This is a genomic window from Streptomyces sp. NPDC026092 (assembly GCF_040638605.1).
Lineage (GTDB): Bacteria > Actinomycetota > Actinomycetes > Streptomycetales > Streptomycetaceae > Streptomyces.
This window is the reverse complement of sequence record NZ_JBEZYN010000002.1, coordinates 331,539-355,133: the sequence shown is the minus strand read 5'-3', so window position 1 is coordinate 355,133 and position 23,595 is coordinate 331,539. Positions and strand designations below refer to the sequence as shown.

The following is a 23,595-nucleotide window of genomic DNA, read 5'->3' as shown; positions in this document are numbered from 1 at the left end:
AGGGGGACGAAAGGCCCCAGAAGCCCGGCACGCGGAGTAGCCGGGAGCGCGGGCGCCACACCGGGCGTGGGAGAATCGACAGAGCTCACATGTACCACTACCGAGCAGGAGACACAGCACGATGCGCATCGGAGTTCTCACCGCAGGCGGCGACTGTCCTGGCCTGAACGCAGTGATCCGGTCGGTCGTGCACCGGGCGCTCACCGGCCACGACGACGAAGTCATCGGCTTCGAGGACGGGTTCAAGGGTCTCCTCGACGGACATGTCCGGCCGCTCGACCTCAACGCGGTCAGCGGCATCCTCGCCCGCGGCGGCACCATCCTCGGCTCCGCCCGCCTGGAGCGCAACCGCCTCGCCGAAGCCGCCGAGTCCGCCCCGGAGTTGGCGAAGAAGTACGGCATCGACGTCCTCATCCCGATCGGCGGCGAAGGCACCCTGACCGCCGCCCGGATGCTCTCCGACGCCGGAATGCCCGTCGTCGGCGTACCGAAGACCATCGACAACGACATCTCCTCCACCGACCGCACCTTCGGCTTCGACACCGCCGTGGGCGTCGCGACGGAGGCCATAGACCGCCTCAAGACGACCGCCGAGTCCCACCAGCGCGTGATGGTCGTCGAGGTGATGGGCCGGCACGCCGGCTGGATCGCCCTGGAGTCCGGCATGGCCGGCGGCGCCCACGGCATCTGCCTGCCCGAGCGCCCCTTCCAGGTCGACGACCTGGTCAAGATGGTCGAGGAGCGGTTCGCGCGCGGCAAGAAGTTCGCCGTCATCTGCGTCGCCGAGGGCGCGCACCCCGCCGAGGGCTCCATGGAGTACCAGAAGGGCGAGATCGACCAGTACGGCCACGAGCGCTTCCAGGGCATCGGCAACCGGCTGGCGGTCGAGCTGGAGCAGCGCCTCGGCAAGGAGGCCCGGCCCGTCATCCTCGGTCACGTCCAGCGCGGCGGGACGCCGACGGCGTACGACCGGGTGCTCGCGACCCGCTTCGGCTGGCACGCGGTGGAGGCCGCGCACCGGGGCGAGTTCGGCCGGATGACGGCGCTGCGGGGCACGGACGTCGTGATGGTGCCGCTGGCCGAGGCCGTGACGCAGCTGAAGACCGTACCGGCGGCCCGGATGTCCGAGGCCGAGTCGGTCTTCTGACCCGGCCGTCCGGCCCGGTCGTCCGGGACGTAGGTCCCGAAGAAGTCCTGAGTATGTGTGGGCCCCGATCGTCCCCCCGTGGACGATCGGGGCCTTTTCCGTTCCCCCGTGTTCCCCCGTGCTTCCCCCGTGGCGATTCCGGCCCCTGACCGGAATTGCCGATTTCCACTCTTGAGTTGAACAGCCGGATCAACAAGGCTTGGGGCTGTCCCGGACATGTCCCAACCCTGTCCGGGGGAGGGGCGGGGAGCGCGCATGACCGAGGGAACGGCCGGCGGACCCGCCGGCGCGGGCGGCGCACCCGACCCGCGCGAGGCCACCGACGCCGCCTCGTTCATCGCACTGCTGCAGCGGCTCAAGGACTGGTCCGGCCTGACCTACCGCGAGCTGTCGGCCCACGCGGAGGCGCTCGGCGAGGTCCTGCCGCGCTCGACGGTGGCGAACATGCTGGCCCGCTCGACCGTCCCGCGCGAGGAGCTGCTCACCACCTTCGTACGCGCCTGCGGGGTGGAGCCCGGGGAGCTGGAGAGCTGGCAGACCGTCCGCAAGGAGCTGGCGGTACGGGGGGTGTACGCGGGTTCCGACGGTGGGGCGGAGGATGCCGCGGGTGCTTCCTGGCCGCAGGTGGCGGAAGCCGATCCCGACCCCGGAATCGAGCCGGAGGCCGAGGACCAGCCCGCCGACCCGCAGTCCCGCCTCCGGCGCACGTTCGTCGCCCTCGTCGCCGTCGCCGGGCTCGTCCTCGCCACCGTCAGTGTGGTCGGCGCCCTCGTCCGGGACGGGAACGACGGGCACGGCGGGAACGCGGGGCAGCACGGCGGGAGCAACGGACGCGGCGACCGGCCGATGACCGTCACCGCGCCCGCCGCCGGGGACGTCCAGATCCGGGTGATCGGCCCGGACCTCTGCCTGAACGAGCGGCGCGGCGGCCGCAGCGGCCAGATCCACCAGCGCGCGTGCGAGGGCGCCGACGTCCCGCGCTACTCCCTCAAGGACCTCGGCTCCGGCGAGTGGCGAATCGTTTCCGACCACCCGGACTACGGCCCCGGCTGCTCCGGCATCCCCTCCGGCGGCAAGATCGCGGACGCCGCCTTCGAGGACTCCGAGTGCGGGGACACGAGCCGGGTCGAAACGTTCCGCCTGGACCCCTTCGGCAGCCCCGTCACCGGCTACCGCATCGTCCCCGCCCGCTCGGCGACCCCCGACTCCTGCGTGACCGTCGTCGGCGACCGGGCCGCCGAGTGGGCGAAGCTGGCGCAGGCGCCCTGCCGCGCGGACGCAGCCGGCCAGCTCTTCAGCTTCGACCGCCGCTAGGGCCTGACCGGCGCCGGTTCCACGAGCCGGGTGCGGAGCGCCTCGACCACGGCCGGGTCGAGACCGACGTGCCCGGTGACGTACCCGTACACCGACCCGTAGGTGGCGCGCAGGTCCGCGAGGACGAGCCGCATGATCTCCGCCGGTGCGCGCCCGTACCCCGGCCAGCGCAGCTCGCGCCCCGGGTGGGCGGCGTGCCAGTCGGCGACCAGACGCGCGGTGGCGAGCTCGGTCAGGGCGAAGTCGTCGAGGATCTGCTCGTCGGAGACGTCGAGCAGCGCGAGCAGCAGCGCGGCGAGCAGACCCGTACGGTCCTTCCCCGAGGCGCAGTGGAAGACGAGCGGACCGTCCGCCGCCGCGACGACCTCCAGGGCCTCGCGCAGTTCGGCGGCGCCGTCGGCCGCGACTTCGGCGAACCGGTCGGCGAGGTAGCGCCACGGGTCGAGGTCGGGGTCGATCTCCGCCTGGTCGTACGGGCGGTGCTCGATGCTCAGGTTGTGCCAGGCGATGCCGTCGGTCTCCGGGGTCTCCGGGAGCCGGCCCTTGGCCTCGATCTCCCACGGGTAGCGCAGGTCGATCACGGTCTTCACGCCCAGGGCGCGGAAGCGGCCCAGGTCGGGGCCGCGCAGCTTGGCGAGGGAGTCGGCACGGTAGAGGACCTGCCAGCGGACGGTGGAGCCGTCGGCGGTCCGATGGCCGCCCAGATCACGGACGTTGTGGAGATTCTCGAAGGGTATGTGTCGTCTCACCCCCCCACCCTAGGGATCAGGGGCCGACGGCGTCCCAGAAGTGGGCCACGATGCCGTCCAGGTACTCGCGGCCCGCGTCGCCGCTGGCGCCCGAGGCGCCCCAGCTGCTGGTGGCCACCATCTTGGCGTGGTAGTCGGTGTGCAGTCGCTGGAGCGCGGCCTCCAGGACGCGCTTGGGCAGCGGCAGCAGCTTCACGACCGGCCGGACGTACGCCTGCCAGCGCGTCGTCGCCGCGTCCCGCAGCAGCGTCGCCAGCTCGTCGGACCGGCCGGTCACCTGAACCAGTTCGCGGGGCCCGAGGCCGAGGGTCTCGGCGAGGGCGGCGGTCTGGCGCTCGTTGCCGCGCCAGCGGCCGGACTCCTCCATCTTGAGGTAGCCGGGGCCGTCGAGGCCCACCCGCCGGGCGAGTTCGTCGGTCGAGAGACCGCGGGCCATCCGGTGCTCGCGCAGGGTGGTGGCGTCGGCTATCAGCTCGCCGGGGGCGCACCAGAGGACGCCCGCGAGGGCGGTGAGTTCCTGGGCGGAGGGGGCGAGCCGCCCGCGTTCCCAGGCGATGACCGTCTCGGGGACGACGGCGAGACCGTACTGCGCGCGCAGACCGTAGGCGACATGTCCGGGAGCCATGCCGAGACCCTCACGGAGGCGGCGCGCGGCGAGCGCGTTGAAAGGAGGGGGAGGAGGGGGAGGGGTGTGGTGCACGCCGTCACGGTAGATGCGTAACGTGAGCAATGGCTACGGTGCGTTCGCCCAAGGCCAGATGTCGTAGAAACATGGGAACCCGGTGGTAACCATCCGTAGTGATCACGCACCGGTTCGGTAGTCGGCGGGAGGAGTCCGGTCAGCGGACGATCGTCGAGATCCAGCGGTACTGGAGCTCCGGCCGGCCGATCTGACCGTACTGCGGCGCCCGTGCCGCGCGCCCGTCCGTGACCAGATGTTCCAGATAGCGGCGCGCGGTGATCCGGGAGATGCCGACGGCCGCGGCGGCCTCGGCCGCGGTCAGACCGTCGGCCGCGTCCCGCAGCGTACGGGTCACGGCCTCCAGGGTCGGCGCGCTCAGCCCCTTGGGGAGCGAGACCGGCTGCGGGGCGCGCAGCGCGGCGAGCGCGCGGTCCACGTCGTCCTGCCCGGACGCCTCGCCCGCGGCGGCGCGGAACTCGGCGTACCGGGAGAGCCGGTCCCGCAGGGTCGCGAACGTGAACGGCTTCAGCACGTACTGGACGACCCCGAGGGACACCCCCTCGCGCACGATCGCCAGGTCCCGGGCCGAGGTCACCGCGATGACGTCGGCCGAGTGTCCGCCCGCGCGCAGCGCGCGGAGCAGCTGGAGGCCGTGCCCGTCGGGGAGGTACAGGTCGAGGAGGATGAGGTCGACCGGCGTCCGGTCGAGGACCCGCACGGCGGCGGCCCGGGAGTGCGCCACCCCGACGACGGTGAACCCGGCGACCCGCCCGGCGTACAGCGCGTGCGCGTCCGCGGCGACCGGGTCGTCCTCGACGACAAGGACCCGGATGCCCTGGCCGCCCTGGCTGCTCGTGGTCATGTGGACACCTCCGGGTCGGTTTCCGCGGACTGCGGCTCGAGCGCGGGCTTGGGTACGGGCACGGGTTCGGGTTCGGTGCGGGGCGCCGGCGGCCGGGCGGCGGGACCGGCACCCGCGTCGGCGTCCGCAACGGCGTCCGTGGTCGGTGTCAGGGGCAGCCGTACGGTGAACTCCGCGCCGCCCTCCGGGGTGTCCGTCAGGGTCACCGTGCCCGAGGCGCGGGTGGCCGCCTGGCGGACCAGGGCCAGGCCGAGGCCCCGGGCGGGGCCGTGGGTGGACCAGCCCCGGTCGAAGACCGCGTCCCGGTCGCCCTCCTCGATCCCGGGCCCGGTGTCGCGGACCCGCAGGAGGAGTTCGCCGTCGTACGTGCGGGCGGTGACCGCGACCCGCGCGTGCGGGGTCCCGCTCGTCGCCTCCACCGCGTTGTCGATCAGGTTGCCGAGGATCGTCACCAGGTCCCGCGAGGGGATCTCCGGCGGCAGGAGCCCGTCGTCGATGCGGCTGTCCTCGCTGAGGGTCAGCTCCACACCCCGCTCGTTGGCCTGCGCCGCCTTGCCGAGGAGCAGCGCCGCGAGCACCGGCTCGCCGACCGCGTCCACGACCCGGTCGGTGAGCGCCTGCGCCAGCTCCAGCTCCGCCGTCGCGAAGCCGACGGCCTCCTCCACCCGGCCGAGCTCGATCAGCGAGACGACCGTGTGCAGCCGGTTCGCCGCCTCGTGCGCCTGCGAGCGCAGCGCCTGCGTGAACCCCCGCTCGGAGGTCAACTCACCGGACAGCGCCTGGAGTTCGGTACGGTCCCGGAGCGTCGCGACCGTACCCCGGCGCTCCCCGCCGACCACCGGCCGGGTGTTGACCACGAGCACCCGCTCCGCCGTCAGGTGCAGCTCGTCCACCCGCGGCTCCGAGGCGAGCAGCGCGCTGGTGAGCGAGACCGGAAGCGCGAGATCGGCCGCCGACCGGCCCACGACCTCCGCGTCCAGACCGAGCAGCTCGCGCGCGCCGTCGTTGATGAGCGCGATCCGGCGCTGCCCGTCCAGCATCACCAGGCCCTCGCTCACCGCGTGCAGCGCCGCCTCGTGGTAATCGTGCATCCGGCTCAGCTCGGTCGCGTTCATCCCGTGCGTGTGCCGCCGCAGCCGCGCGTTGATGACGTACGTACCGGCTCCACCGATGGCCAGGGCCGCCCCCGCCATCCCCAGCAGGGCCGTGACCTGCTCCCGTACCTGCTCGCTGATCTTCTCGATGGTGATGCCCGAGCTGACCAGGGCGACGACCTTGCCCTCCTCGTACACCGGCGTGATCGTCCGCACCGAGCGCCCGAGCACCCCCATGTGCGTCTCGGAGAAGGCCCGCCCCTGGAGCGCCGGCTCGATGTGGCCCAGGTACGCGCGCCCGATCTCGCCCGCCTCCGGGTGCGACCAGCGCGTGCCGTCCGGGGACATGATCACCACGAAGGCGACGCCGGTCCGCTTCCGTACCGACTCGGCGTACGGCTGGAGCACGGCCGTGGGGTTCGGGGAGCGCAGGGCCTGCGGCACGGTGGGGGAGGCGGCGACGGCCGTCGCGGTCGCGGTGGACTGGCGGCGCGCGGTCTCCTCGGCCTGGCCGCGATCGGTGACGTACGCGAAGACCGCGCAGCCGGCCACGATCGCCGCGACCAGCACGACCTGCATCGCGAAGAGCTGGCCGGCGAGGCTGCGCGGCCGGGGGAGGGGTATGCGCATGCGGGCCAGTGTGACAGTTCGGCCATGAACGAAACGAACGCAAGCGTGACCCGGGTCACAGGCTGATGGATAGTCGCGGGGATCCACCGGGACGTGGACACCCCCATCAGCACGAGGAGGACCCCGTGGCCGCACAGCGGGACCGGACCCATTATCTGTACATCGCCGTCATCGGAGCCGTGCTCCTGGGCGTCACGGTCGGCTTCGTGGCGCCGGACTTCGCCGTCGAACTCAAGCCACTCGGCACCGGCTTCGTGAACCTGATCAAGATGATGATCTCCCCGATCATCTTCTGCACGATCGTCCTCGGCGTCGGCTCGGTCCGCAAGGCCGCGAAGGTCGGTGCCGTCGGCGGGCTCGCGCTCGGGTACTTCCTCGTCATGTCGACCGTCGCCCTCGCGATCGGCCTGCTCGTCGGCAACATCCTGGAGCCCGGCTCCAGCCTCCACCTCACCAAGGAGCTGGCCGAGGCGGGCGCCAAGCAGGCCGGCGGGACGAGCGAGTCCACGGCGGACTTCCTGCTCGGGATCATCCCGCACACCCTCGTCTCCGCCTTCACCGAGGGCGAGGTGCTGCAGACCCTGCTCGTCGCCCTCCTCGCGGGCTTCGCCCTGCAGGCCATGGGGCGGGCCGGGGAGCCCGTGCTGCGCGGGATCGGGCACATCCAGCGCCTCGTCTTCCGGATCCTCGCCATGATCATGTGGGTCGCCCCGATCGGCGCGTTCGGCGCCATGGCCGCGGTCGTCGGCGCGACCGGCATCGACGCGCTGAAGTCGCTCGCGGTCATCATGATCGGCTTCTACGTGACCTGCGCCCTGTTCGTCTTCGTGGTCCTGGGCGCGCTGCTGCGGATCGTCGCCGGCGTCAACATCCTCACGCTCCTGAAGTACCTGGGCCGCGAGTTCCTGCTGATCCTCTCCACCTCGTCCTCCGAGTCCGCGCTGCCCCGGCTGATCGCGAAGATGGAGCACATGGGCGTCAGCAAGCCCGTCGTCGGCATCACCGTCCCGACCGGCTACTCCTTCAACCTCGACGGCACGGCGATCTACCTGACGATGGCCTCCCTCTTCGTCGCCGAGGCCATGGGCAACCCGCTCTCGGTCGGCGAGCAGATCTCGCTCCTCGTCTTCATGATCATCGCGTCGAAGGGCGCGGCCGGTGTCACCGGCGCCGGCCTGGCGACCCTCGCGGGCGGCCTGCAGTCCCACCGCCCCGAACTGGTCGACGGCGTCGGCCTGATCGTCGGCATCGACCGCTTCATGAGCGAGGCCCGCGCCCTCACCAACTTCGCGGGCAACGCCGTCGCCACCGTCCTCGTCGGCACGTGGACCAAGGAGATCGACAAGGAGCGCGTCGCGGAGGTCCTCGCCGGGCGGGTCCCCTTCGACGAGAAGACCCTGGTCGACGACCACGGCCCGGCGTCGTCCGAGCCGGACGAGGACACACCGGTACCGGACCAGAAGACCCGCGCGACGGTCTGAGCGGATCCGATCCCTCCGGCCGAAATCCCGGATCCGACGCATCGCGTCCAGAGCCTTGGATACGGTGCATTGGATCCAGGATCATGGATATTGGATCCAAGACATCGGATCCGAAGACCGCCCCGGCTCCCGGGCCTTGAGCCGGATCCGGGCTCCGGGGTACGGGGCGCCCCCGGCCGCACACGCGGCCGGGGGCGCCCCTTCGTGCTCCCGTCCGTGCTCCGTCAGGAGAACGGGATCCGGACCACCGACTGGTTGCCCACGCCGACGGTGCTCGCCCCGTTGCCGATCGCGTTCCACACCTCGACGCGGACCCGCCCGTTCGTCAGGTTCCCGTGGCTGCCGGTCGCCGACTTCAGACCGCTCGCCTGCGTGTAGTGCTCGTACCCCGGTACCGGATCGGTCGCGAAGTACGCGTACGTCTCGACGCGCTCCCAGCTCCCGTCGCCGGTCCGGTCGTAACTCACGCGCACCTGTTGCCCATTGGCGACGACCGAGCCGGCGTCCACGAACAGGTCGAACTGTGTCGCGCCGCCGTTGTACGTCCGGGTGATCGGGCCCGAGGTGAAGACCTGCGGGTCGGCCGGGGCGCCGTCGTGGTTGGCACCGCCCGCCGAGGCGAGGGTCACCGTCGCGGCGGACGCCTGGGCGTCACCCGCGCCCGCGCCGGTCCGCAGGTACAGCTGCGAGGAGCCCGAGGGCGGCGGGGTGGTCGGGGGAGTCGTCGGCGGGGTCGTACCGCCGCCCTTCGTCCACACGGCCACGTAGTCGACGAGCATCGGCCGTCCCGAGACCGTCGCGGCGGTCGGGGTCGGGCCGCCCAGGGCGTCCGGGAAGGCGCCGCCCATCGCCACGTTGAGGAGCAGGAAGTAGCCCGCGTGGCTGGTCATGTCGGCCCAGGCCTGCGCGCCGACCCGGTTCTCGTCGACGCTGTGGAAGAGCTGGTCGTCCACGTACCAGCGCAGCGCGTTGGGGGAGGTCGAGCGGTCCCACTCGAAGCGGTACGTGTGGAAGGCCGACTGGCAGCTCGCGCCCGGGCAGACGCGGCTGGCGCCGATGCCGGTGGTCTCGCCGCACGGGCCGCCCGGGTTCACGCCGCAGTGCAGCACGCCCCAGACCGAGTTGATGCCGTTGACGTTCTCCATGATGTCGAACTCGCCGATGGCGGGCCAGTTCCAGTAGTTGCCCCGGTAGGGCGCGCCGAGCGCCCAGAAGGCGGGCCAGTAGCCGGCCGCCTCGGCCCCGGTCACGTTCGGCATCTGAATCCGGCCCTCGATGCGCAGGGTGCCGCCCGCGGGGGCCTTGAAGTCGGCGCGCTTCGTCTCGACGCGGGCCGAGGTCCAGTTGCCGGCGCCGTCCTTGAGCGGGGTGATGCGGAGGTTCCCGGTGCCGTCGAGGCGCACGTTGTCGGGGCTCGACGTGTAGTTCTGGATCTCTCCGGTGCCCCAGTTGCCGGGGCCGCCGGGGTAGCCGTGACCGGTGTCTATCTGCCACTCGGCGCCGTTCGGGAGGGCGCGGTCGGGGCCGTTGAAGTCGTCGCTCCACTGGAGCGACCAGCCGGGCGCCGGGGGTACGGCGCCGTTGGCGGTACCGGCACCGCCCAGGCCGATGAGGGCGCCCGCGGCGAGGGCTGCGGCGAGGAGTGAGGCGAGGAGTGGGGTGCGTCTGACGCGGCTCAAGGAGCTCAAGGGAGAACACCTCCGCTGGGGGGACGAGCGCCTGAGAGCGCTCTCAGCAAGCTTTTGTAGTTGGACACACCTCACCCGTCAATGGGTGCGGTGTGTCCAACCGCTGAAGCCCGACCGAACGCCTAGTCGGCGTCCAGCTCAGCCAACTCCCGTGCATCCAGCACCAGTTCGCCCGCCGCCGCCGAATCCCGTACGGTCTCCGGGCGACTGGCGCCCGGGATCGGAAGCACCGTCTCCGACCGCGCGAGCAGCCACGCGAGCGCCACCCGCTGCGGGCTCACCCCGCGCGCCCGCGCCACTCGGTGGAACCCCCCGAACTCCGGGTCCTCCGCCAGGTCCGACGCCCCGTCGAGCGAGCTCCGCGAGATCCCGCCCAGCGGGCTCCACGGCAGGAACGCGAGCCCCAGCTCCGCGCAGAGCCGCAGCTCGGCCTCGGCGGTCCGCACGGCGGGGGAGTACCGGTTCTGCACGGAGACGAGCCGCTCGCCGAGCATCTCCCGCGCGAGCAGGATCTGTTCCCCGTCCACGTTCGAGATCCCGGCCAGCCGGATCGTGCCCGCGTCCAGCAACTCCCGTAGCGCGCCCAGCGATTCCGCGTACGGCACGGCCGGGTCCGGCCTGTGGAGCTGGTAGAGCCCGATCGCCCCGACGCCGAGCCGCCGCGCCGACGCCTCGGCCGCCCGCCGCAGGTGCTCCGGCCGCCCGTCCACGGTCCAGCCGCCGTCGGCGGTCCGCCCCCGCCCGCCCTTCGTCGCCACCAGGACGCCCTCGGTCCGGCCACGACCCCCGTACGTGGCCAGCGCCCGCGCCACCAGCAGCTCGCCGGCGCCCGGCTCGCCGCCGGGCGGGTGGTAGGAGTCGGCCGTGTCGAGCAGCGTCACGCCCGCGTCGAGCGCCGCGTGGACGGTGGCCAGGGCGCGGGCCTCGTCCGGGTGCCCCTCGATGGAGAGCGGCATGGCGCCGAGTCCGATCGCCCCGACCCGTACGTCTCCGAGCATGCGGTACCGCATCAGCGCGCCCCCAGCGTCTCGGAGAGCGCCCGGCCGAGCCACTCCGCGGAATTCCGGAAGGAGAATCCGAGAGCGGTCGCGCGGGAGTTGTCCATTCCGTACGAGCGGGCGAAGGAGAACGGCGACACCTCGCCGACCTCGATCTCCCGGAACACGGTCCGTCCGCCCACCTGTCGCTCGATCTCCGCACAGATCTCGGCGGTGGTGAGCGGACCGTGGGAATGCGCGTTGACGGCGCCGGTGAAATCCTGCTCCACCACCCACGCCAGGAATTCGGCGATCTCCTCGACATACACATAGGTGGCCGGCTGGTTCACCGGCGGTACGGCGATCGGCTCGCCCGCCCGGATCCGGTCCGCGTAGTGGCCGACCCGCCCCGTGAAGTCGTCCGCGCCGCCGAGCACATGGGCGACCCGGACCGCCGTGTACGGGAACGCGGGCTCGGCCGCGAAGACCGCCTCCGCCTGCCGCTTCCCCTCTCCGTAGTGCGCGTCGAGGAACTCCGGGTCCTCCCAGGGGAGGTCGGGATCGACGGTGACGGTCCGCGGGTCGACGGCCTCCTCCCGTACGGGCGCGGTGGAGTCCTCGTACTCGTACACCTCGACCGTCGACGTCATCACATAGCGCCGTGTGCGCGATCCGAAAACCCGCCGGGCGAGGGCGGCCTGGCGCGGGGTGTAGCAGACCTGGTCGACGACGACATCGAAGGTCCGCGCGCCGAGCGCGCGTTCCAGGGCGCCTTCGTCATTCCGGTCGGCGACGATATGAGAAGCCCCCTCCACCGCACCGGAAGACCCCCGATTGAGCATGCTGACGGAATGCCCGGAATTCAGCAGACGGGCTGTCAGCCGCTTTCCGAAATAGCGGTTCCCGCCGATGATCAGAATGTCCATACGACAAGTGTTACGTTGGGCGCTCGTCAGCTGAAGGGGGAAACATGGGAGTCACGGCCGCCGCACCGAAGGAACCACGGCATCTGCGTCCCGCCGCCAACGAAACCTCGGTAGCGGCCTTCGACCCCATCGACCGGCAGATCCTGGAGCTCGTCCAGGAGGACGGCCGGATCAAGCTCAGCGAGCTGGGCCGCCGCGTCCGGCTGAGCCCGGCGGCCGTCACCGAACGGGTGCGGAGGCTGGAGGCGTGCGGGGCGATCACCGGGTACGGCGCCCACGTCTCCCCGGCCCGGCTCGGCTACGGCATCCAGGCCTTCATCAGGGTGAACCCGCACGGCGGCTACACCCTCAAACACCCCAGGACGCTGGAGCTGACCGCCCGTCCGGAGATCGTCGAGGTCCACCACGTGGTCGGCGAGGACTGCTGGATCCTCAAGGTCGCCGTCACCGACACCATCCACCTCGAAGAGATCCTGGAACAGACCTCGGCCCTCGGCCGCACGACGACGTCGATCGTCCTGTCGTCCCCGGTCGAGCGGAAGCCCCTGCTGCCGCCGGCCGGTCAGGGAGCGAGCGCGGCCACGTAGTCGTCGAGCAGCTCGACCTGGCGGTCGGGCGGGAAGGCCGGCGGGTCGAGCAGCGCCTGGACGACCAGGCCGAGGGCGAAGGACAGGGCGCCGGCGGCTACGCGGGCCGGGTCGCCGGGGGGCAGCTCGCCGAGCTCCTGGGCCGCGGCGACGGCGCCTTGGAGCCGGTCGCGGCCGCGCGCGTACTTGCCGGCGTAGTCGGCGCGCAGAGCCTCGTCGGCGAGCGCGGTGTCCCAGGAGGAGACCCAGATCCGGTTGGAGTCGGTGGCCTCGGGGGTCAGCGGCAGGATGTCGAGCAGGGCGTTCCGTACCGCCGCGAGGCCCGTCCCCGAGGTGCGCCGGGCGCGGCTGTCGGTGCGCTGTTCGAGCAGGTCGAGGGCGTGCGCGACCAGGTCGCTCTTGGCGGGGAAGTAGTGGGTCAGCAGGCCGGTCGTCGCGCCCAGCTCGGTGGCGACGGCCCGCAGGGTCAGCCCGCCGAACCCACGGGTGGCGAGTACGCGCCAGACCGCCTCCGAGACTTCGAGTCGGCGGGCCTCGTGGTCCCCCTTGGCGCGTGGCATGCTGCTACTGTACATAGCCGTAACACTTGTTATGCGAATGGGGTCGCCGCCATGTTCTCCCTCCCCCTCCGGGACAACGCCCTCCTGCGCCCGCTGGAGACATGGCACGCCGAAGAGTTCGCCGCCCACATGGACCGGGCGCGCGAGCACATCCGGCCGTGGGTCGGGGCGTCCTTCGTCACCGACAGCCTCGACGGGGCCCGGGCGACCCTGCTCCGCTACGCCGAGCGGCAGGCCGCCGACGGCGCTCGCCTCTACGGCATCTGGCTCGACGGCACGCTCGTCGGCGGCGTCATGTTCACGTCCTTCGACGTGGCCTCCGGCGCCTGCGAGGTCGGCTGCTGGCTGGAGCCGGCGGCCGAGGGCCAGGGCCTCATCACCCCCGCGTGCGCCGCCCTGCTCGACTGGGCCTTCCTCACCCGTGGCCTGCACCGCGCCGCGTGGCACTGCCGGGCCGACAACGCGCGCAGCGCGGCGGTGGCGGAACGCCTCGGCATGGTCCTCGAGGGCGTGGAGCGGGAGTCGTGGCCGTACGAAGGCGTCCGCCACGACACGCAGGTCTTGGCGGTCCTGGCCAGCGACTGGCGCAAGAGCCGCCGCGCCTGACGGGGGCGCGGGAACCGTCGCCCTTGCCTTGACGCCGACGTCAAGCCGTACGTTCGGGCCCATGCGAATCGGCGAGCTGGCCGAGCGGGCCGGAACGACCACGCGGACTCTGCGCTACTACGAGTCCCGTGGCCTCCTGGCCGCCCGGCGCACGGAGAACGGCTACCGCACGTACGACGAGGGCGACCTGCGCCTCCTCCGCCAGATCAGGACCCTGCAGGACTTCGGGTTCGAACTGGAGGAGACGAGGCCGTTCGTGGAGTGCCTGCGCGCCGGCCACCCGGCGGGGGACGCGTGTCCCGCCTCGCTCGACGTCTACCGCCGCAAACTGGCGGAGCTGGACGCCCTCGTGGACCAGCTCCAGGCGGTACGCGCGCAGGTCGCGGCGCAGTTGCTGCGGGCCGAGGCGGAACTGCCGGGCGGCCCGGAACCCACATGCGAACTCGGAGGCTGACGGAATGACCCACGTGACGGACGTGAGCGACACGGACTTCGACACCGAGGTCCTCGGCGCGGAGCTGCCGGTCCTGGTGAAGTTCACCGCGGACTGGTGCGGCCCGTGCCGCCAGCTGGGGCCGGTGCTCCAGACGATCGCGGCGGAGGAGCGGGACCGGCTGAAGATCGTCCAGATCGACGTGGACCGCAACCCGGAGACGACGGTCCGCTACGGCGTCCTCGCCACACCGACGTTGATGGTGTTCCGCGCCGGCGAACCCGTGAAGTCGTTGGTGGGTGCCCGCCCGAAGCGCCGCCTCCTCCAGGAGCTGGACGACGTACTGCCCTCGGTCAGGTCCTAGGTCTGGCAGGATCGCCCGAGGCGAGGACGGACAGAGAGGCCGGGGTGGGAGTCATGACCGACGAGAAGCCGTCGCTGCGTGCGTACATCGAGCGTTACGCGGCGGGCGAGATCCCGCGCGACGAGGCCCTGGCGGCCATCGCCGCGTGGGACTTCGACGTGGTGTGGTACTACACGGCCGAGCAGCCGATCCAGGACAACAGCATGGCCGTGATCAATCAGGCGCGGTCGCTCGGCAAGCTGTCGAACGACGACTTGGGGGAGATTCTCGCGAAGGTAGCCCGGCGGAGGGGCGGCCCCACCGACAGGAGGCCTTCGCTGCGTGCGTACATCGAGCGTTACGCGGCGGGCGAGATCCCCCGCGACGAGGCCCTGGCGACCATCGGCGCCTGGGACTTCGAAGAGGAGTGGTTCGACCCGACGCACATGGCGCCGACGCATCAGGACAACCACCTGGGCGTGGTCAATCAGGCGCGGGGGCTCGGCCGGCTGACGCCCGAGGACATCGAGGAGATCCGCGTCCTCCTTCAGCGACGTGGCTTCTGACGGCGGAAGGGCGGGCATCGGGCGGGGGAGGGAGCAGCGCGTGCGGGTGACAGGGGAGTACGAGCCGGTCTACCGGGAGCTTCAACACCGGATGGGTACCGGGGGCGACCTGGCGATGGGGGGCGAGTTCGACACGATGAACCGCCTTGCGAGTCGTGGAATGTGGACGCCCGACCGAGCACGGATGCACGACGCACTCCTGGAGCGATTCAAGGAGCAGTGCAGGGACAAGCCCCGCGACGGTCATGCCGTGCTCTTCACAGGCGGAGCGCCCGGTTCCGGCAAGGGCAGGGCGCAGCGCAACGTGGCGCAGTGGGAGAGGCAGGACTCCGAACTCGGTGACGAGCTGCGCCGTATGCACGGCGTGGACCTGAACGACTACGTCGTGCTCGATCCGGACGAGTTCAAGGTGATGCTCTTCGAGCACGGCGGCGCACCGGTGTTGCCCGCCACGCTCGATCGCCTGTCCGACGGTCGGGCCCTGGCCCCATCGGAGAAGGCCTCCCTGGTGCACCAGGAGTCGGGCTACGTCCAGAACCTGATCGAGGGGTGGGCCCGGGGCGAGGGCTACAACCTGCTCTACGACCAGTCCCTGCGGGCCTTCGACTGGACCGCGAACCTCCTCAACGACCTTCAACAGGAGGGCTACGACAAGCGCGTCGTGCTCTCGGTAGAGGTCCCCGAGGAGCAGTGTCTGGACCAGAACGCCGGCCGCTGGGAGAACGGCCGACGTGACTTCGACGCCGGGAAGGACTGGTACGGCGGCCGTATGGCGCCGGAGGGGTTCATCAGGAGCCTCTACGAGGCCAGCAGCACCGGCCGGGGCTACTCCATCGGGCGCGAGAACGCCGAGAAGCTCGCCGAACGCGGTCTTGCCACGGGGCTGATCGCCACCGACCGAGGCGATTTCGGTCCGACGCCGACGCCGACGCCGACGCCGACGCCAACGCCGTCCCCATCGGTCGCCGTCCCCGCCCCCACCCGGGCCTTCCAGCAAGGCGACACGACCGTACGTGTCCGCCCAGGGGCCGAGTTCATGCCCGGTGTGGCCATGACCCCCACCCGGCCCCCGGCCCCCCGAGGCCCCGCCGCGCCGGCGACGCCCCCACCGTCCGCGCCCGCGCCGACGCGGGGCACGGGCGTCGACCGGTGACCGGATAGACGGCGCCGGCGTCCCACAACACCGAGCTGTACGAAGCGACTTGGTCCTCGATCCGTCGCAGGACCTCGTCCGCCGGCAGTGGGTCGAGCCTGCGGCCGTCGCGCAGCCGCAGCGCCACCTGCCCGCCCAAGGCCTCCCGCGCGCCGATGACCGCCTGGCAGGGGACGAGGCGGGACTCCCGGATGCGGGCGCCCAGGGTGCCGCGGTCCGGGCCCGCCACCTCGGCGCGGAGGCCGCGTTCGATACAGCGGGCGGCCAGGTCCTCGGCGGCGGGGCGTTCGGACTCCGCGACCGGGAGGACCACGAGCTGGACGGGGGCCAGCCAGCCGGGGAACGCGCCGCCGTGCGCTTCGAGCAGGTGGGCGACGGCCCGCTCGACGCTGCCGACGACGCTCCGGTGGACCATGACCGGCCGGTGCTTCGCACCGTCGGCGCCGATGTAGCTCAGGTCGAAGCGTTCCGGCTGGTGGAAGTCGATCTGTACGGTCGACAGGGTCGACTCCCGCCCCGCGCCGTCCGTGACCTGCACGTCGATCTTCGGGCCGTAGAACGCGGCCTCGCCCTCGGCGGACTCGTACGGTAGCCCCGAGGCGTCGAGGACCTCCGACAGGAGGGCGACCGACCGCTGCCACAGCTCGGGCGCGTCCACGTACTTGCCGCCGGGCCCGGGCAGCGAGAGCCGGTACCGCGCGGGCTCGATGCCCATCGCCTCGTACGCCCGCCGGATCAGCTCAAGCGCGCCGGCGGCCTCCTCCCGGACCTGGTCCAGGGTGCAGAAGATGTGCGCGTCGTTGAGCTGGATGGCCCGGACGCGGGTCAACCCGCCCAGGACGCCCGAGAGTTCGGAGCGGTACATGGGGCCGAGTTCGGCCATGCGCAGCGGGAGTTCGCGGTAGCTGTGGGCGCGGGAGCGGTAGATGACGGCGTGGTGCGGGCAGAGGCTGGGCCGCAGGACGACCTGCTCGCCGCCGAGCTCCATGGGCGGGAACATGTCGTCGCTGTAGTGCGCCCAGTGCCCGGAGATCTCGTACAGCTCGCGCTTGCCGAGGACGGGCGAGTACACGTGCCGGTACCCGGCGCGCCGCTCGACCTCGCGGACGTACTCCTCCAACGCGTGCCGTACGGCGGCCCCGTCGGGCAGCCAGTACGGCAGACCGGCTCCGATCAGCGGGTCGGTCCCGAACAGCTCCAGCTCGCGGCCCAGCCTGCGGTGGTCGTGCTCCATCTCGCTTCTCCTCCGGTGAGGTGGGGCGAGCTGCCACCGAGGGAGGAACGACGAAGCCCCGGGGCGCTCGGCCCCGGGGCTTCGTGACGTGAGAACAGCGGTCAGCGCGCCGGGACACTCTCCGGCGTCGTCGTCATGACCGCTCCACGCTTCATGCCGTCGACGGTAGCCGAACCGTTTCCCCGCCGCACGGCTTTTTCGCTCGCCATGGCACACAAAAATACCCCGACTAGAATTGACAGTCGGGGTTATGCATCGCGTATATTTTGAAGTTCCGTGTTCACGCACAGGAAAAGCACGGAGAAGTTCACTAAAAGCACTGTATCGCGCCGGGAGTCGAATTGTCAACCGAGGAATTTCGGAAAGAGCAGCAATTCATCACACAGCTCTACGCACGACTCGACGCTCTGAGGGACCGCGCCGAGGCCGCCGTCGGCAGCGCGCTGAAGGCGCCCTGGGTCGGCAACCAGGGGCGTCTGGAGCGGGACGTGCTGGTGGCCGAGCAGACCGGGGTGCTCGCCGCGCTCGACGCGGGGGAGACCGGGCTCTGCTTCGGGCGGCTCGTGTTCCGGGACGGGCGCGACCATCACATCGGGCGCATTGGTATCCGCGAGGACGACCCGAACCGCACGCCCCTCGTCGTCGACTGGCGCGCCGAGGTCGCGCGGCCCTTCTACCTCGCCACCGGGTACGAGCCGATGGGCCTCAGCCGCCGCCGGCACATCACCACCCACGGCCGCGAGGTGACCGCCCTCCACGACGAGGTCCTCGACCTCGCCGACGCGACCCGCACCGGACACGAGAACCGGGACGCCGACGAGGTCCTCCTCGCCGCGCTCGACGCCGCTCGCACCGGACGCATGCACGACATCGTGCAGACCATCCAGGCCGAGCAGGACCGCATCATCCGCTCCCCGCACCGCGGCGTCCTCGTCGTCGAGGGCGGCCCCGGCACCGGCAAGACCGCCGTGGCCCTGCACCGCGCCGCGTACCTCCTCTACGCCCACCGCGAGCAGCTCGCCAAGCGCGCCGTCCTCATCGTCGGCCCCAACCCCGCCTTCCTCGGCTACATCGGCAACGTGCTGCCCTCCCTCGGCGAGACCGGCGTTCTGCTCGCCACCCCCGCCGAGCTGTTCCCCGGCGTCCGCGCCACCGGTACGGACACCCCGCGCGCCGCCGCCGTCAAGGGCGCCGCCACGATGGCCGACGCGCTCGCCGCCGCGGTGCGGGACCGGCAGCAGGTCCCCGAGCGCGGTGCGCCGCTGATCGTCCGGCACGACGACGGCGACCTCGTCATCGACTGGGACATGGCCCTGGAGGCCCGCCACAAGGCCCGCGAGACCGCCCTGCCGCACAACCTGGCCCGGCCGTACTTCGTCTTCAACATCCTCGACGCGCTCGCCGCCCAGCTCGCCGACCGCATCGGCGCCGACCCCTACGGCGGCCCCAACTTCCTCGGCCCCGACGACATCGCCCTCCTCGCCAAGGGCATCGCCGCCAACCCCGAGGTCCACGCCGCCATCGAGACCCTCTGGCCCGCCCTCACCCCCGAGGGCTTCCTCGCCGACTACCTCGCCGAGCCGACCCACCTCGCCGGCGACGAGGACGCGGACGCGATCCGGCGGGAGGACGGCCCCTGGACCCCCTCCGACGTTCCGCTCCTCGACGAGGCCGCCGAGCTGCTCGGCGTGGACGACTCCGCCGCCCGCGCCGCCGAGGAGGCCGAGCGGGACAAGCGGATCCAGTACGCGCAGGGCGTCCTCGACGTCAGTTACGCCTCGCGGACCTACGAGTTCGAGGACAAGGAGGAGCTGGACAAGGACGCCGCCGAGGTCCTGTCGGCGCACGACATCATCGACGCCGAGCGGTTCGCCGAGCGGCACGAGGAGGCCGACCACCGCAGCGCCGTCGAGCGCGCCGCCGCCGACCGCACCTGGGCCTTCGGCCACATCATCGTCGACGAGGCGCAGGAGCTCTCCGCGATGACCTGGCGGCTGCTCATGCGCCGCAGCCCGACCCGCTCCATGACCCTCGTCGGTGACCCGGCGCAGACCGGTGACGCGGCGGGCGTCGGCTCCTGGGAGGAGATCCTCGCGCCGTACGTGCAGGACCGCTGGGAACTCGTGCGGCTCGGCGTCAACTACCGCACCCCCGCCGAGATCATGGCGGTCGCCGCCGACGTACGGCGCGAGGCCGACCCGGGCTTCGAGCCGCCCAGCTCCGTCCGCTCCACGGGCGTCGAGCCCTGGCGGCGCGTCGTCGAGGACCCGGTGAAGGAGGCCGCCGACGCGGTCGCCGCCGAGGCGCGCGACGACGCCCGCCTCGCCGTGATCGCCCCGGCGGACCTCCACCCGGCGCTCACCGCCGCGCTCCCGGAGGCCTCCCACGGCTCTGACCCGGACCTGACCCGGCCGGTGGTCGTCCTCGACCCGCGGCAGGCAAAGGGCCTGGAGTTCGACACGGTCCTGGTCGTCGACCCGGACGGCATCCGGGCCGGCGCCACGCACGGCATCAACGACCTGTACGTGGCGCTGACCCGGGCGACTCAGCGCCTGGGGATCATCAGCCAGGCCTGAGCGTCACCCTGCCCGGGCTTCACGCGGGCCTCAGCCACACCGTCGCCAGCGGCGGCAGTGTCATCCGTACGCTCGCCGCTCGGCCGTGGGAGGGCACCGACTCGGTCTTCACCGGGTCGGTGTTCGCCACGCCACCGCCGCCGTACCGCGCGTCGTCCGTGTTCAGGACCTCCGCCCAGGCCGCGAACGCGTCCGGGACGCCGAGCCGGAAGTCGTGCCGTACGACCGGCGAGAAGTTGCAGACCGCGAGCAGCGGGGAGCCCTCGGCGTCGTAGCGGAGGAAGGCGAAGACGTTGTCCTCGGCCGCGTCGCCGACCACCCACTGGAAGCCCTCGGGGGCGGTGTCCCGCTCCCAGAGCGCCGGGGTCGCCCCGTACACCGTGTTCAGGTCGCGCACCAGATCCCGTACGCCCCGGTGGTCACCGGCCGAGTGGTACGTCTCGTCCATCAGCCACCACTCGGGACCGTGCTCGGCCGACCACTCCGCGCCCTGGGCGAACTCCTGTCCCATGAAGAGGAGTTGCTTGCCCGGGTGGGACCACATGAAGCCGAGGTAGGCGCGGTGGTTGGCGCGCCGCTGCCACCAGTCGCCGGGCATCTTCGAGACCAGCGCCTGCTTGCCGTGCACGACCTCGTCGTGGGAGATCGGCAGGATGTAGTTCTCGCTGTACGCGTACACCATCGAGAACGTCATCTCGTTGTGGTGGTACTTGCGGTGCACCGGCTCCTTCGAGACGTAGCCGAGGGAGTCGTGCATCCAGCCCATGTTCCACTTCATGCCGAAGCCGAGCCCGCCGAAGCCGCCGGGGCCGACCTGGTCGGTCGCCCGGGTCACGCCGTCCCAGGCGGTCGACTCCTCGGCGAAGGTGACGACGCCGGGGCAGCGGCGGTAGACCGTCGCGTTCATCTCCTGGAGGAAGGCGACCGCGTCCAGGTTCTCCCGGCCGCCGAACTCGTTCGGCAGCCACTCGCCGTGCTCGCGCGAGTAGTCGAGGTAGAGCATCGAGGCGACGGCGTCCACGCGCAGGCCGTCGATGTGGAACTCCTCGCACCAGTACACCGCGTTGGCGACGAGGAAGTTCCGCACCTCCTTGCGGCCGTAGTCGAACTCCAGCGTGCCCCAGTCCGGGTGGGCCGAGCGGCGCGGGTCCTCGTGCTCGTACAGCGGCCGGCCGTCGAACTCGGCGAGCGCCCAGTCGTCGCGCGGGAAGTGCGCGGGCACCCAGTCCATCAGGACCCCGATCCCGGCGCCGTGCAGGGCGTCGACGAGGTACTTGAAGTCGTCGGGGGTGCCGAGGCGGGAGGTCGGCGCGTAGTAGCCGGTGACCTGGTAGCCCCAGGAGCCGCTGAAGGGGTGCTCGGCGACGGCCATGAACTCCACGTGTGTGAAGCCGAGATCGCGGACGTAGGCGGGGAGCTGCTCGGCGAGCTGCCGGTACGTCAGGCCGGGTCGCCAGGACGGGAGATGCAGCTCGTAGACGGAGAGCGGGGCCTCGTGGTGGGGGCGGTCTCCACGGCTCGCCATCCACGCGGCGTCGTCCCACTCGTGGTACGAGTCCGTGACGACGGACGCGGTGTTCGGGGGGCACTCGGCGCGGCGGGCCATCGGGTCGGCGCGCAGCGTGTGGGAGCCGTCGGGGCGGGCGATGTCGAACTTGTAGACCGCGCCCTCGCCGATCCCGGGCACGAACAGCTCCCAGACGCCGGTGGCGCCCAGCGAGCGCATCGGCAGGGCCGTGCCGTCCCAGTGCGTGAAGTCGCCGGTGACGCGAACGCCCCGGGCGTTGGGGGCCCAGACCGTGAACCGGGTGCCGGAGACGCCCTGGTGGACCATCGGGCGCGCGCCGAGCGCCTTCCACAGCTCCTCGTGCCGGCCCTCGCCGATGAGGTGGAGGTCGAGGTCGCCGAGGGCGGGCAGGAAGCGGTACGGGTCCTCCACGGGCTGCTCGTCGCCGTCGTAGCGGACCCGGAGCTCGTACGGCGGGATCTTGCGCAGCAGGGGCAGCAGCCCGGAGAAGAAGCCGTCGCCGTCGTCGTGCAGGGTGACGCGCTTGCCCTTGGCGAGGACGGCGACCTCACGGGCGTACGGGCGCAGGACCCGGATCGCGACCCCGCCGCGGACGGCGTGCGCGCCGAGGTGGGCGTGCGGATCGTGGTGCTCCCCGGCGAGCAGTCGCGCGCGGTCCCCGGGGTCGAGCGGCGGCGCCTTCCGTACCGCCTCCTGGGCGGCCCGGGGGGCGGGCGTCTTGGCCGGGGGCGCTGCCGTCTTGCGAGCGGATCGGGCGGTCACGGGGATGCCTCCTGCAAGGGGATCGGTAGGTGTGGGGCTGAGGAAAATCGCGCCGGTTCCCACGCAACCGCAACGGCGCGAGTCCCGCACAGGACACTCCGCCGAACGGGCTCCGCGCACGCGTGCGCGCCGGGCGGACGGCCCCGGGTGGGCGGGGGTACGGGGCGGAGGCGCCCGCGAGGGCGCCGTTCCGTCGCGTAGGGGGCGGTGCTCACTCCCCGCCCGCCAGGCGTTCGATCGCGGCCATCGGGACCGGGAGCCAGTCCGGGCGGTGGCGGGCTTCGTAGAGGACCTCGTAGACCGCCTTGTCCGTCTCGTAGGCGCGCAGCAGTGCCGGGTCCTCGCGGGGGTCCGTGCCCGAGGTCTCCGCGTAGCCCGTGCAGTACGCCGCGCGGCAGCGCGCCGCCCACTCGGGCGACCAGGGGCGGTGCGTGCGGGCCGCGTAGTCGAAGGAGCGGAGCATGCCCGCGACGTCGCGGACCGCCGGCTGCGGGCGGCAGCGCTCGGCGAGCGGTTTCGCCGGCTCGCCCTCGAAGTCGATCACCGACCAGCCGCCGTCCGCCGCCCGGAGCGTCTGCCCCAGGTGGAGGTCTCCGTGGATCCGCTGGAGGTGCCCGGAGCCCTCGCCCGCCGCCGCGAAGACCGACCGGAGCCCCGGTACGTGCGGCAGCAGCGCCGGCACCGCCTGAGCGGCCGCGTGGAGGCGCTGGTCCATCTCGGCGGCCAGGTGTTCCGTCTGGGGGCGGAGCAGCGCCTCGGTGGGGAGTGCCGTCGCCAGGGCCAGGTGCACTTCTGCCGTCGCACGGCCGAGCGCGTGCGCCTCGGTCGTGAACTCGCGGCCCTCCGCCAGGGCGTCGAGCGCGAGCCGCCAGCCGTCCCGCGAGTCCCGCAGGTACGGCTGGAGGACGCCGAGCGTGCTCGCGCCCGACTCGAACCAGGCCACCGGCGCCGGTACCCGCGCGCATCCCGCGCGGGCGAGCGCGAGCGGCAGCTCCAGGTCCGGGTTCACCCCGGGGCTGACCCGGCGGAAGATCTTCAGGATGTACGTATCGCCGTACACGAGCGAGGAGTTGGACTGCTCCGCGTCCAGGACCCTGGGCGCGAGCGACGCGGGCAGTTCGGCCGTGCCCTGGAACGTGAGCGGGCCGATCCGGCCGGGCGTACGCAGCCGTTCGTAGAGCAACCCGGCGAGCCGCGGGTCCCGCAGCCCTTCGTAGACCGCCCGGCCCGCCAGCGGGCCCTGCCGGATCCGCCCGATCAGGGCGGGGGCCAGGCGCGGTGGCAGTTGGGTGCGTACCCCCAGGAGGAGTTGGTAGCAGTCCGCCGGTGTGCCGGTCGGGCGGCCGGGTTGCTCCACCCGGACGAGGAGATGCAGCAGTCCGGGTCCCGTGCCGTCCAGCGGCAGCAGCTCCGTGGCCGCCTCCAGGGTGAATCCGGTGACCCGGCGGCCCTTGCCCGCGAACCAGCGCTGCCGGGGCAGCCATTCATGGAGCAGGGGAGCGAGTGACGGAAGGAGGGCGGCCGGGGCCCGGGTGGTGGATGCGGTCTCCGGCATGGCATCGCGTCCTTTCCCCGGGGGGCGCAGATTCGAGTTCGCGTGAATCGAGTTCAAATGCGCAGAGTGTCCCGGATGGCGGCTTCGGCTGTCCGGATGTGCGGGACGTGTCGGATGGGGAAGATCCGTATGGGCCCGACAA

At 72.2% G+C, this 23,595-nt stretch carries 21 protein-coding genes; 10 read left to right on the top strand and 11 right to left on the bottom strand.

What is annotated here, in order from left to right; genetic code table 11:
• Positions 1-121 precede the first annotated feature (121 nt).
• Both AB0F56_RS04215 and AB0F56_RS04210 read left to right on the top strand, forming a co-directional pair.
• Positions 122-1,147, top strand: coding sequence for an ATP-dependent 6-phosphofructokinase (locus AB0F56_RS04215; protein WP_362003715.1), 1,026 nt, complete (start codon positions 122-124; stop codon positions 1,145-1,147).
• Between the two features lie 255 nt (positions 1,148-1,402).
• Positions 1,403-2,461, top strand: a complete 1,059-nt coding sequence (locus AB0F56_RS04210) for a helix-turn-helix domain-containing protein (protein WP_362003713.1) — start codon at positions 1,403-1,405, stop codon at positions 2,459-2,461.
• Here the strand turns inward: AB0F56_RS04210 and AB0F56_RS04205 are convergent.
• The 4 genes from AB0F56_RS04205 to AB0F56_RS04190 all read right to left on the bottom strand — a co-directional run bounded on the left by AB0F56_RS04205 (position 2,458) and on the right by AB0F56_RS04190 (position 6,478).
• Positions 2,458-3,210, bottom strand: a complete 753-nt coding sequence (locus AB0F56_RS04205) for a tyrosine-protein phosphatase (RefSeq protein WP_362003711.1) — start codon at positions 3,208-3,210, stop codon at positions 2,458-2,460. The genes AB0F56_RS04210 and AB0F56_RS04205 overlap by 4 nt on opposite strands.
• Before the next feature lie 16 nt (positions 3,211-3,226).
• The gene (locus AB0F56_RS04200; protein ID WP_362003709.1) at positions 3,227-3,835 is read right to left on the bottom strand and encodes a helix-turn-helix transcriptional regulator; all 609 of its coding nucleotides are present in this window, start codon (positions 3,833-3,835) and stop codon (positions 3,227-3,229) included.
• A gap of 214 nt (positions 3,836-4,049) precedes the next feature.
• Positions 4,050-4,754 carry a response regulator gene (locus tag AB0F56_RS04195; protein ID WP_362003707.1) on the bottom strand — a complete coding sequence of 235 codons (705 nt, stop codon included), beginning with the start codon at positions 4,752-4,754 and terminating at the stop codon, positions 4,050-4,052.
• A complete protein-coding gene (locus AB0F56_RS04190) occupies positions 4,751-6,478 on the bottom strand; it encodes a sensor histidine kinase (RefSeq protein WP_362003705.1) in 1,728 nt (575 codons plus the stop codon). Before AB0F56_RS04190 ends, AB0F56_RS04195 begins: the two co-directional genes overlap by 4 nt.
• Positions 6,479-6,603: 125 nt before the next feature.
• On the opposite strand from AB0F56_RS04190, the gene AB0F56_RS04185 reads away from it, so the two are divergent.
• Positions 6,604-7,959, top strand: coding sequence for a cation:dicarboxylase symporter family transporter (locus tag AB0F56_RS04185; protein ID WP_362003704.1), 1,356 nt, complete (start codon positions 6,604-6,606; stop codon positions 7,957-7,959).
• Positions 7,960-8,183: 224 nt separating this feature from the next.
• Here AB0F56_RS04185 and AB0F56_RS04180 read toward each other — a convergent pair whose 3' ends face one another.
• The 3 genes from AB0F56_RS04180 to AB0F56_RS04170 all read right to left on the bottom strand — a co-directional run bounded on the left by AB0F56_RS04180 (position 8,184) and on the right by AB0F56_RS04170 (position 11,550).
• The gene (locus AB0F56_RS04180; protein ID WP_362003702.1) at positions 8,184-9,647 is read right to left on the bottom strand and encodes a glycoside hydrolase family 16 protein; all 1,464 of its coding nucleotides are present in this window, start codon (positions 9,645-9,647) and stop codon (positions 8,184-8,186) included.
• 122 nt (positions 9,648-9,769) lie between these two features.
• Positions 9,770-10,657, bottom strand: coding sequence for an aldo/keto reductase (locus AB0F56_RS04175; protein WP_362003700.1), 888 nt, complete (start codon positions 10,655-10,657; stop codon positions 9,770-9,772).
• Positions 10,657-11,550 carry an NAD-dependent epimerase/dehydratase family protein gene (locus AB0F56_RS04170; RefSeq protein ID WP_362003698.1) on the bottom strand — a complete coding sequence of 298 codons (894 nt, stop codon included), beginning with the start codon at positions 11,548-11,550 and terminating at the stop codon, positions 10,657-10,659. Before AB0F56_RS04170 ends, AB0F56_RS04175 begins: the two co-directional genes overlap by 1 nt.
• Positions 11,551-11,594: 44 nt before the next feature.
• Here AB0F56_RS04170 and AB0F56_RS04165 point away from each other — a divergent pair, with 44 nt between their 5' ends.
• A complete protein-coding gene (locus tag AB0F56_RS04165) occupies positions 11,595-12,137 on the top strand; it encodes an Lrp/AsnC family transcriptional regulator (protein ID WP_362003697.1) in 543 nt (180 codons plus the stop codon).
• Here the strand turns inward: AB0F56_RS04165 and AB0F56_RS04160 are convergent.
• Positions 12,113-12,697: a TetR/AcrR family transcriptional regulator gene (locus tag AB0F56_RS04160; protein WP_362003695.1), complete on the bottom strand. Its 585-nt coding sequence runs from the start codon at positions 12,695-12,697 to the stop codon at positions 12,113-12,115. The two genes, AB0F56_RS04165 and AB0F56_RS04160, sit on opposite strands and share 25 nt — an antisense overlap.
• 51 nt (positions 12,698-12,748) lie before the next feature.
• Here AB0F56_RS04160 and AB0F56_RS04155 point away from each other — a divergent pair, with 51 nt between their 5' ends.
• The 5 genes from AB0F56_RS04155 to AB0F56_RS04135 all read left to right on the top strand — a co-directional run bounded on the left by AB0F56_RS04155 (position 12,749) and on the right by AB0F56_RS04135 (position 15,798).
• Positions 12,749-13,303: a GNAT family protein gene (locus AB0F56_RS04155; RefSeq protein ID WP_362003694.1), complete on the top strand. Its 555-nt coding sequence runs from the start codon at positions 12,749-12,751 to the stop codon at positions 13,301-13,303.
• A 61-nt stretch (positions 13,304-13,364) separates the two neighbouring features.
• Complete coding sequence (locus tag AB0F56_RS04150; RefSeq protein WP_362003692.1) at positions 13,365-13,757, top strand: MerR family transcriptional regulator; 393 nt, start codon at positions 13,365-13,367, stop codon at positions 13,755-13,757.
• Between the two features lie 4 nt (positions 13,758-13,761).
• Positions 13,762-14,100, top strand: coding sequence for a thioredoxin (trxA, locus tag AB0F56_RS04145; protein ID WP_362003690.1), 339 nt, complete (start codon positions 13,762-13,764; stop codon positions 14,098-14,100).
• Positions 14,101-14,153: 53 nt separating this feature from the next.
• Positions 14,154-14,645, top strand: a complete 492-nt coding sequence (locus AB0F56_RS04140; protein WP_362003688.1) for a hypothetical protein — start codon at positions 14,154-14,156, stop codon at positions 14,643-14,645.
• A gap of 40 nt (positions 14,646-14,685) precedes the next feature.
• Positions 14,686-15,798: a zeta toxin family protein gene (locus AB0F56_RS04135; protein WP_362003686.1), complete on the top strand. Its 1,113-nt coding sequence runs from the start codon at positions 14,686-14,688 to the stop codon at positions 15,796-15,798.
• Here the strand turns inward: AB0F56_RS04135 and thrS are convergent.
• A complete protein-coding gene (gene thrS / locus AB0F56_RS04130) occupies positions 15,680-17,248 on the bottom strand; it encodes a threonine--tRNA ligase (protein WP_362003685.1) in 1,569 nt (522 codons plus the stop codon). The two genes, AB0F56_RS04135 and thrS, sit on opposite strands and share 119 nt — an antisense overlap.
• Positions 17,249-17,373: 125 nt before the next feature.
• On the opposite strand from thrS, the gene AB0F56_RS04125 reads away from it, so the two are divergent.
• Complete coding sequence (locus tag AB0F56_RS04125; protein ID WP_362003683.1) at positions 17,374-19,608, top strand: UvrD-helicase domain-containing protein; 2,235 nt, start codon at positions 17,374-17,376, stop codon at positions 19,606-19,608.
• Between the two features lie 19 nt (positions 19,609-19,627).
• On the opposite strand, the gene glgB is transcribed toward AB0F56_RS04125, so the two are convergent.
• Both glgB and AB0F56_RS04115 read right to left on the bottom strand, forming a co-directional pair.
• Positions 19,628-21,898 carry a 1,4-alpha-glucan branching enzyme gene (gene glgB / locus AB0F56_RS04120; RefSeq protein WP_362003682.1) on the bottom strand — a complete coding sequence of 757 codons (2,271 nt, stop codon included), beginning with the start codon at positions 21,896-21,898 and terminating at the stop codon, positions 19,628-19,630.
• 211 nt (positions 21,899-22,109) lie between these two features.
• Entirely contained in the window at positions 22,110-23,453 is a 1,344-nt protein-coding gene (locus AB0F56_RS04115; RefSeq protein ID WP_362003680.1) for a maltokinase, read from the bottom strand.
• Positions 23,454-23,595: the final 142 nt, after the last annotated feature.